Genomic DNA, 9,888 nt, shown 5'->3' with positions numbered 1-9,888 from the left:
ATTTTCACAAAGCCTCAACCCCTGGACTTGGTCTCAGGGGTTGAGGCTTTTTTGCTGTCCGTTACCCCATGTTCACGTCATCCCGAGACGCTGGGCGCCCTGGGACAGGCGGAGGTGTGGAGACGTGCAGCAGATGACGACTGCCGGCCGGCGGCACAGGATCGCTTCGGACACGACGGCCGCTGCCCTGCGGGACGCCCTGGCCGGGCTGGGGATCGGTGCCGGGGACGAAGTGATCGTGCCGTCGTTCGGACCCGGGGCGCCGGCTGACGCCGCACGACTGGTCGGAGCGGTGCCGGTATTCGCCGACATCGACCCTCGGACGTTCTGTCTCGACCCGGACGCGGTGGCCGCCGTCGTCACGTCGCGGACGGCCGCGATCGTACCCGTGAACGTGTTCGGGCACCCGGCGCCCATGCGGCGGTTGGGGGAACTGGCCGATCGGTGCGCGCTCGCCGTCGTGGAGGAGGCCGGGCCGGCCGAGGACGCGGGGGCAGTGGCCCGGCGGCGGGCGCACGCGCGGTTCCTGGACTCGGCGTTGACCGGCGTGATCGTGCCGTACAGCGAGCCGGGGGTCCGGCACCTGTACCACCAGTACGCCGTGCGCATTCCGGGCAACGGACGACCGGACCGGGACGCCTTCGCGGCGGCACTGGCCAGGAAGGGCGTACGCGCCACCGTGAGCGTGCCGGTTCCCGTGCACCGGCTCCCCGCCCACCGCTCGGAGCGGACCCCGCACCTGCCGCACACCGAGCAGGTGGCGGCCGACAGCCTCTCGCTCCCCGTGCATTCCGGGCTCACCCAGCGCGAGTTGACGCACGTTGCCGAGGCCTGCAACGCGCTGGGCGGACTGCTCTGAACCCGCAAGAGGCAACGCCCGGACACGGGTTCGCCGCACACCCGCGCATGGGCTAAGATCGTCCCGTCGCAGCGCCCCAATAGCTCAGTCGGTAGAGCGTCTCCATGGTAAGGAGAAGGTCTACGGTTCGATTCCGTATTGGGGCTCCGATGGGAAGGGCCCCCGCCGTCGGGCGGGGGCCCTTTTCTATGGCCGCGGATTTCCATGGCCGCGGACCCGCCCGGTTCAGGCGCCCGGCTGAAGGTTCGGGACGCGCATCGCCAGGATCGCCATGTCGTCCGAGGGCGCATCCGAGGCGAAGCGTTCCACGGCGCGCTGGATGCGTACCGCGACCGCGCCGGCCGTCAGGCCCGTGCACGTGGCGAGGACGTCGGCCAGGCCGTCGTCGCCGAGCATGCGTGTTCCCTCGCGGCGCTCCGTGACGCCGTCGGTGACGCACAGCAGGACGTCGCCCGGGTCGAGGGTGATGGTCTGCTCGACGAGCTCCAGGTCTTCCATGACGCCGAGCAGGGGCTGGGGCTCGGCGGCCGGTTCCACGGAGCCGTCCGGGCGCAGCCGCAGCGGCAGCGGGTGGCCGGCGCAGACCATCCGCAGCACCGCGCTGCCGTCGTGCTGCGGCCACAACTCGCCGTACAGCAGGGTCAGGAAGCGGCTGCGGGCGCCCTCGTCGAGGATGGCGGCGTTCAGGCGCTCCAGGACCGCGGGACCGCCGAAGCCCTCGCGGGCCAGCAGGCGCAGGGCATGCCTTGCCAGGCCGGTGACGGCGGCCGCCTCCGGCCCCGTACCGCACACGTCGCCGATGGCGAAGCCCCAGCAGCCGTCGCGGATCGGGAAGAGGTCGTAGAAGTCGCCGCCGACCTCGTTGCCTTCGCCGGCCGCGCGGTAGATGACCTCCACCTCCACGCCCGGGACGCGGGGCAGCTCGGGCGGCAGCAGGCTGCGCTGGAGGGCCTGGCTGATGGCGGTGCGCTCGCTGTAGAGGCGGGCGTTGTCCAGGGCGAGGGCGGCGCGGCGGGAGAGGTCCTCGGCCAGTTCGAGGATCTCCTGGCGGAAGCGCTCGTCGGCGGGCTTGCCCAGGGTGAGCATGCCGATCACGCGGTTGCGGGCGACCAGCGGCAGCACGACGGTCTCGCCGCCCACCGCGGCCGCCGTGGCCAGGGCGATGCCGGGAGCGCTCGCGGGGCGGCCGCCGGCGCCGCTCGAGGAGCCGACACCGAGGCTGCGCAGGGAGGCGCGCAGCGCGCTGGAGTGCGCGGCGTCCGACGGCGCGGTCCACGGGCGGGCGCCCGGCGTCGGGTCGGGCTCGGGCGGACGCAGCTGGGACAGCAGCGCCTTGATGCCGTCGATGCGGTCCTCGTCCTCGTGGAGGACGAAGGCCAGTTCCGGCTCGGACTGCGACTGCTCGGCGATGGTGTAGACGGCGCACCAACTGGCCAGCGTCGGTACGGTCATCTGGGCCATCAGGGCCAGCGTCTGGTCCCGCTCCAGCGTGCCGGCCAGCAGGTCGGACGCCTCGACGAGGAAGGACAGCGAGCCGCGGCGCAGCCGCTCCAGCTCGGTCAGGCGCGCGCTCTCGACGGCCAGCGCGATCCGGTCGGCGGCGAACTGCAGCCGCAGTGCCTCCTGGTTGGAGTAGCGCCCGGGAGCCTCGGCGGCGACGCCGATGGATCCGGTCAGCCGGCCCTCGACCTTGAGCGGCACGGTGACGACCGACCGCATCCCGGTGCCGGACAGCAGCGGTACGGCACCGGGCACGGCGGTCAGGTCCTCGTGGACGGCGGGCATGCGGGCGCTGCCGTAGCGTCCGGTGCCGGCCTCGACGGGGACGCGGGCGAACCGCTGCCGGGCCGAGGGCAGGCCGGTGGAGGCGCGTACCTCCAGTTCGGTCTCGTCGTCGGTGGCCAGCAGCAGGTAGGCGGCGTCGCCGTCGAGCATGTCGCGGGCGCGCTCGACCGTGCGCTGCAGCAGGCCGTCGAGGTCGTCGGGGGCGGGGGAGCCGATGAAGACCTCGAAGGCGTCGGTGTTCCTGCCGCGCTGGCCGGTGCCGGTGTCGGAGGCCGCAGGGCCGCGGGTCGGCGACTGCAGGACCGCCCGCTCCTCGGCGCGTACGAGCAGGCACACCGTCGACGGCTCGCCCGCGCTGTCGCGCACCCGCAGGTGGGAGCCGTAGACCGGCACGACGCGGCCGTCGGCGCGGCGCAGGCCGTAGGTGCCCTCCCAGCGGGACAGCCGCAGGGCGTCGGCCAGGCCGATGCCGGTGCCGGGGGTCTGCGGCCAGGCCGTGAGGTCGGTGAGGGACTTGCCGAGGACGTCGTCGGCGGTGTGGCCGAAGAGGTCGGCCGCGTCGTCGTTCCAGCGAGTGATGAAGCCCTGGCGGTCGGCCTGGACCACCGCGACGCGGACCCGCTCGTCGGCGACCGGCAGTTCGGCGGGCGGCAGCAGCGGCCCGGCGGAGCGGGTGCCGGCCGGGCGTTCCGGCAGGTCGAGCTGGAACCAGACGTGCTTGCCCGCGGCCGTGTACTCCACGCCCCACCGGCTGGCCAGCGCCGCGCACAGCTGCAGGCCGCGGCCGCCCTCGTTCTCGGTGTCGCGGAAGGCGCGGCCGCGGCCCTGCAGCGGCACCTCCCGGTCCGGATGGTGGTCGGCGACCTCGACGCGCACGGCCGTCTCGTACCGCAGGCACTGGACGTCGGCGGCGGTGCCGGCGTGGATCACCGCGTTGGTGACCAGCTCGCTGGTGAGGACCACGGCGTCGTCCACGACGTCGGCGAAGCCCCAGCCGTGAAGGGTGTCCCGGACGAAGGCGCGGGCCACTGCGACCGACCGCCCCACCGGCTCGAAGGTGGCCGCTGCCCGCGCCGTGATCACCGGTCTCCTCGTTGCTCGCTCCGCTCGGCCCGCTCGGCCGGCGTGATGTGCCTGGTCTGGCTGGTTCGCCTGATGGGTCCGCCCTGTCCGGTCGGGATGATCCGGTCGGTCGGAGGGATCTTGTTGATCCGATTGATCCGATTGATTTGATTGATATGGTTGATCTGCCTGGTTCGTCCGGTCCGGACTTTCCGCCGGGTTCGCCCGGTCCGTTCCGCGCGGACGGCCCGCCGCGTGCCCGGGAGCGGCGTCCGGCGGCGCACCGCCGCCGCGCTGCTGAATTCTCACCGGCGGCTCCCCAGAGGTGTACGCCCGCCGGGGGGCGGGCAACCCGATGCCAGGTTACTTACCCGCACCGAGGCCATGTGCGCCGGTTGCGGGTGTTTCCGCCCCGAAAGCTGTCCGGGTCCCACGCGATGCTGCCGAACTGTTATGGCCCGGCGGGGGCATGGTGAAACACTGGGCTTGTTTCCCGGGCGGCCGGTAGCAAAGTTGCATGGGAACACGGTTGCACGTCTGCGGGTCGGCACGACCCTCCAGGAGGGACCACGGTGGAGTCTGGCGCATCGGCGCGGGGCGCGGTCACGCGTACGAAGAACGGGCGATCCCGCGCCAACGGGACCGTAGAGGTCGATTCGGCCGCGCTCCTGAAGCTCGTCGGGGCGCTGTCCGCGATGCGGGACGGGAACTTCCGCAAGCGGCTGACGGTGGCCGGCGACGGCGTCATGGCGGAGATCGCCGCCGTCTTCAACGAGGTCGCCGACCGTAACCAGCACCTCACGGGCGAGCTGGCCCGGGTCCGGCGCGTGGTCGGCCGGGAGGGCAAGCTCACCGAGCGGCTGGAGACGGGGGCCTGCGAGGGCGCCTGGGCCGCGGCCGTCGAGGCGTGCAACGCGCTGGTCGACGACCTGGTGCGGCCGGTGTCCGAGGTGGGCAGGGTGCTGTCGGCGGTCGCCGAGGGCGACCTGGAGCAGCGGATGGACCTGCGGGCGCAGAACGCCGACGGGTCGGCGCACCCGCTGCGCGGGGAGTTCCTGAAGGTGGGCCGCACGGTCAACGGGCTGGTGGACCAGCTCTCGGTGTTCACCGACGAGGTGACCCGGGTGGCCAGCGAGGTCGGCACCGAGGGCAAGCTGGGCGGCCAGGCGAAGGTGCGCGGCATGTCGGGGTCCTGGAAGGACCTGACCGACTCGGTGAACACCATGGCGTACCGGCTGACCGCCCAGGTGCGGGACATCGCGCTGGTCACACAGGCGGTGCTCAAGGGCGACCTGTCACGCAAGGTCACCGTGCATGTCGCGGGAGAGATGCTGGAGCTGAAGAACACCGTCAATTCGATGGTGGACCAGCTCGCGTCCTTCTCCTCCGAGGTCACCCGCGTCGCCCGGGAGGTCGGCACCGAGGGCGAGCTGGGCGGCCAGGCGCAGGTGCCGGGCGTGGCCGGGGTCTGGAAGGACCTGACGGACTCCGTCAACACGATGGCCGGGAACCTGACCGCCCAGGTACGGGACATCGCACAGGTGACCACCGCTGTCGCCAACGGCGACCTGACCCAGAAGATCACCATCGGCGCGCGCGGCGAGGTCGCGCAGCTCGCCGAGACGATCAACGCCATGACCGAGACGCTGCGGACCTTCGCCGACGAGGTGACGCGCGTCGCGGGCGAGATCGGCGCGGAGGGCCAGCTCGGCGGTCAGGCGCAGGTGCCGGGGGCGGCGGGCACGTGGAAGGACCTCACCGACTCGGTGAACACCGCCTTCCGCAACCTCACCGCCCAGGTGCGGGACATCGCGCAGGTCACGACGGCGGTGGCCAACGGTGATCTGTCACAGAAGGTCACGGTGGACGTCTCCGGCGAGATGCTGGAGCTGAAGAACACCGTCAACACCATGGTCGACCAGCTCTCGGCGTTCGGCGCCGAGGTGACGCGGGTGGCCCGCGAGGTGGGCGTCGAAGGCATCCTGGGCGGTCAGGCGCAGGTGCCGGGAGCGGCGGGCACGTGGAAGGACCTCACCGACTCGGTGAACACCGCCTTCCGCAACCTGACCGGTCAGGTCCGCAACATCGCGCAGGTCACGACGGCGGTGGCCAACGGTGATCTGTCGCAGAAGGTCACGGTGGACGTCTCCGGCGAGATGCTGGAGCTGAAGAACACCGTGAACCGGATGGTGGACCAGCTCAGCTCGTTCTCCGCGCAGGTCACGCGGATGGCGACCGACGTGGGCACCGAGGGGCGGCTGGGCGGTCAGGCCCGGGTGGACGGCGTCAGCGGCACCTGGAAGGACCTGACCGACTCCGTCAACTTCATGGCCGGCAACCTGACCTCGCAGGTCCGGCAGATCGCCCAGGTCACGACGGCGGTCGCGCGCGGCGACCTGTCGCAGAAGATCGACGTGGACGCCCGGGGCGAGATCCTGGAGCTGAAGAACACCATCAACACGATGGTCGACCAGCTCTCGTCGTTCGCCGAGCAGGTCACGCGGGTGGCCCGCGAGGTGGGTACGGACGGCAGGCTGGGCGGTCAGGCGCAGGTGCCGGGGGTCGCCGGCGTGTGGCGCGACCTGACGGACTCGGTGAACTTCATGGCCGGCAACCTGACGGCCCAGGTCCGCAACATCGCGCAGGTCGCCACGGCGGTCGCGCGCGGTGACCTGTCGCAGAAGATCGACGTCGACGCCAAGGGCGAGATCCTGGAACTGAAGAACACGCTGAACACGATGGTGGATCAGCTGTCGTCGTTCGCGGAGCAGGTGACGCGGGTGGCCCGCGAGGTGGGCACCGAGGGCATCCTGGGCGGCCAGGCCGAGGTCAAGGGCGTGGCCGGCACGTGGAAGGACCTCACCCAGTCCGTCAACTTCATGGCGAACAACCTGACCAGCCAGGTCCGCAACATCGCCGAGGTCACCACCGCGGTCGCCCAGGGCGACCTGTCCAAGAAGATCACGGTGGACGCCAAGGGCGAGGTGCTCGCCCTGGTCATCACCGTGAACCAGATGGTGGACACGCTGTCGGCGTTCGGTGACGAGGTCACCCGCGTGGCCCGCGAGGTCGGCACGGAGGGCCAGCTCGGCGGCCAGGCCCGGGTCAGGGACGCGTCGGGCATCTGGAAGGACCTCACCGACAACGTCAACCTGATGGCCAACAACCTGACCAGTCAGGTGCGTTCGATCTCCTCGGTGGCGGCGGCCGTCGCCAACGGCGACCTGACGAAGAAGATCGACGTGGACGCCCGGGGCGAGATCCTGGAGCTGAAGAACACCATCAACACGATGGTGGACACGCTGTCGGCGTTCGGCGACGAGGTCACCCGCGTGGCCCGCGAGGTGGGCACCGAGGGCATCCTCGGCGGGCAGGCCCGCGTACCCGGCGTGTCCGGCACGTGGAAGGACCTCACCGAGTCGGTGAACGGCATGGCGTCCAACCTGACCGGCCAGGTGCGGCAGATCGCCCAGGTGACGACGGCGGTGGCGCGCGGCGACCTGTCCAAGAAGATCGACGTGGACGCGCGCGGCGAGATCCTCGAACTCAAGACGACGATCAACACCATGGTCGGCCAGCTGTCCGCCTTCGGTGACGAGGTGACCCGGGTGGCCCGGGAGGTGGGCACCGAGGGCCGGCTGGGCGGTCAGGCGCGGGTGCCGGACGTGTCGGGCATCTGGAAGGACCTGACCGAGTCCGTGAACCTGATGGCCAACAACCTCACCTCGCAGGTCCGCAACATCGCGCAGGTGGCCACCGCGGTGACCCGCGGGGATCTGAACCTGCGGATCGACGTGGACGCGGCGGGCGAGATCCTGGAGCTGCAGGACTACATCAACACCATGATCGTCCGGCTGCGCGAGACCACGCTGGCGAACAAGGAACAGGACTGGCTCAAGGGCAACCTGGCCCGGATCTCCGGCCTCATGCAGGGCCGCCGCGATCTCGGCGACGTGGCCGCGCTGATCATGAGCGAGCTGACCCCGGTGGTCTCGGCGCAGCACGGCGCGTTCTTCCTCGCCGAGGACACCGGTGAGGCGGGCGAGGAGTACGAGCTGCGGCTGATCGGCGGCTACGGCTTCTCCCGGCGGTCGTTGTCGACCGTGTTCCTGCCCGGCGAGGGCCTGATCGGGCAGGCCGCGGTGGAGAAGCGGCCGATCCTGGTGGAGAACGCGCCGCCGGGATACCTGAAGATCACCTCCGGGCTCGGCGAGGCCCCGCCGTCGCACGTCATCGTGCTGCCAGTGCTGTTCGAGGGCCGGGTGCTCGGGGTGATCGAGCTGGCCGCGTTCCAGCCGTTCACCCAGATCCAGAAGGACTTCCTCAACCAGATCACCGACATCATCGCGATCAGCGTCAACACCATCTCGGTCAACACCAAGACCGAGGGGCTGCTCAAGCAGTCCCAGGAGCTGACCGAGCAACTGCAGGAGCGGTCGGCCGAGTTGGAGAACCGGCAGCGGGCGCTGGAGGCGTCCAACGCCGAACTGGAGGAGAAGGCCGAGCTGCTGGCCCGGCAGAACCGCGACATCGAGGTGAAGAACACCGAGATCGAGGAGGCCAGGCAGGTGCTGGAGGAGCGGGCCGAGCAGCTCGCGGTCTCCATGCGCTACAAGTCGGAGTTCCTGGCGAACATGTCGCACGAGCTGCGCACCCCGCTCAACTCGCTGCTGATCCTGGCCAAGCTGCTCGCCGACAATGCCGACGGCAACCTGTCGCCCAAGCAGGTCGAGTTCGCCGAGACCATCCACGGCGCCGGATCCGACCTGCTGCAGCTCATCAACGACATCCTGGACCTGTCCAAGGTCGAGGCCGGCAAGATGGACGTCTCGCCGACCCGGATCGCCCTGGTCCAGCTCGTCGACTACGTGGAGGCCACCTTCCGGCCGCTGACGGCCGAGAAGGGCCTGGACTTCTCGGTGCGGGTCTCGCCGGAGCTGCCGGTGACCCTGCACACCGACGAGCAGCGGCTGCTGCAGGTGCTGCGCAACCTGCTGTCCAACGCGGTGAAGTTCACCGACTCCGGCTCCGTGGAGCTGGTGATCCGGCCGGCCGGCCCAGACGTCCCGCAGTCGATCAAGGAGCAGTTGCTGGAGGCGGGCACGCTGCGCGGCCCGGACCAGCCGCTGATCGCGTTCTCGGTGACGGACACCGGCATCGGCATCGCGGCCGGCAAGATGCGGGTGATCTTCGAGGCGTTCAAGCAGGCCGACGGCACCACCAGCCGCAAGTACGGCGGTACGGGCCTCGGCCTGTCGATCAGCCGCGAGATCGCACGGCTGCTCGGCGGCGAGATCCACGCCGACAGCCAGCCCGGCCGCGGCTCCACGTTCACCCTGTACCTGCCGATGAGCATGGGCGACGTTCCGCCGTCCGCGTCGCCGCAACTGCCGGCCGGCGGCGAGGAGGGGGAGGGCGGGCAGGCCGCGCCGTCCCGCACCCGCAGCCCCGGCAGCAGCCTGGCCCGGCTGCGCCGCCGCTCGGCCCAGTCCGCCGCGCGGCCCGCCCACGCGGCCGCGAACGGCGCCCTGCACACGCCGAACGGCGCCGCCAACGGCTCCCAGAACGGCCAGGCCCCCGAGCCGTGGGCGGACGAGTCGCAGGACGACGCGTACCCCCGCTTCTCCGGCGGTTTCCAGGGCGAGGTGGTGCTGATCGTCGACGACGACATCCGCAACGTCTTCGCGCTGACCAGCGTCCTGGAGCAGCACGGGCTGACGGTGCTGTACGCGGAGAACGGCCGCGAGGGCATCGAGGTCCTGGAGCAGCACGACGACATCGCCATCGTGCTGATGGACATCATGATGCCGGAGATGGACGGGTACGCCACGACCGCGGCGATCCGGAAGATGCCGCAGTTCGCCGGGCTGCCGATCATCGCGCTCACCGCGAAGGCGATGAAGGGCGACCGGGAGAAGACCATCGAATCGGGAGCGTCGGATTATGTGACCAAGCCTGTCGACACCGATCATCTGCTGACCCTCATGGAAGAGTGGATGCACGCACGCTGAGACGGCGCGTGCGCCCGCCGCGGCGGGCGCACGCGGGTCGGGACCGCGAGGATCGCGATCTTTTGCCGACTCGTGTGCCTGACGAGGTGTGAGACACCCGTAAGCGGGGAACCTTCTGGTCTCCGCCTGCGTTTTCGGTATGTGTTGAGTGACCTGGCGGTGACAGGGTGT

Annotated in this window: 3 protein-coding genes and 1 tRNA gene; 3 read left to right on the top strand and 1 reads right to left on the bottom strand. The window is 70.9% G+C overall.

Annotation, left to right across the window (positions count from 1 at the left end; all coding sequences use genetic code 11):
- The first annotated feature begins 133 nt into the window (after positions 1–133).
- Positions 134–859: a DegT/DnrJ/EryC1/StrS family aminotransferase gene (locus K7G61_RS15610; RefSeq protein WP_225847425.1), complete on the top strand. Its 726-nt coding sequence runs from the start codon at positions 134–136 to the stop codon at positions 857–859.
- A 73-nt stretch (positions 860–932) separates the two neighbouring features.
- A tRNA-Thr gene (locus K7G61_RS15605) sits at positions 933–1,005 on the top strand.
- Between the two features lie 79 nt (positions 1,006–1,084).
- Here the strand turns inward: K7G61_RS15605 and K7G61_RS15600 are convergent.
- A complete protein-coding gene (locus K7G61_RS15600) occupies positions 1,085–3,727 on the bottom strand; it encodes a SpoIIE family protein phosphatase (protein ID WP_225847424.1) in 2,643 nt (880 codons plus the stop codon).
- Between the two features lie 551 nt (positions 3,728–4,278).
- Here K7G61_RS15600 and K7G61_RS15595 point away from each other — a divergent pair.
- Complete coding sequence (locus tag K7G61_RS15595) at positions 4,279–9,717, top strand: HAMP domain-containing protein (RefSeq protein WP_225847423.1); 5,439 nt, start codon at positions 4,279–4,281, stop codon at positions 9,715–9,717.
- The last annotated feature ends 171 nt before the right edge of the window (positions 9,718–9,888 follow it).

Source organism: Streptomyces sp. HPF1205 (genome assembly GCF_020400825.1).
GTDB lineage: Bacteria > Actinomycetota > Actinomycetes > Streptomycetales > Streptomycetaceae > Actinacidiphila.
This window is presented reverse-complemented; position numbering and strand designations above follow the sequence as displayed.

Coding starts and splice junctions, on each gene's coding strand:
- K7G61_RS15610 (WP_225847425.1), top strand. CDS start 134: ATGACGACTGCCGGCCGGCGGCACAGGATCGCTTCGGACACGACGGCC.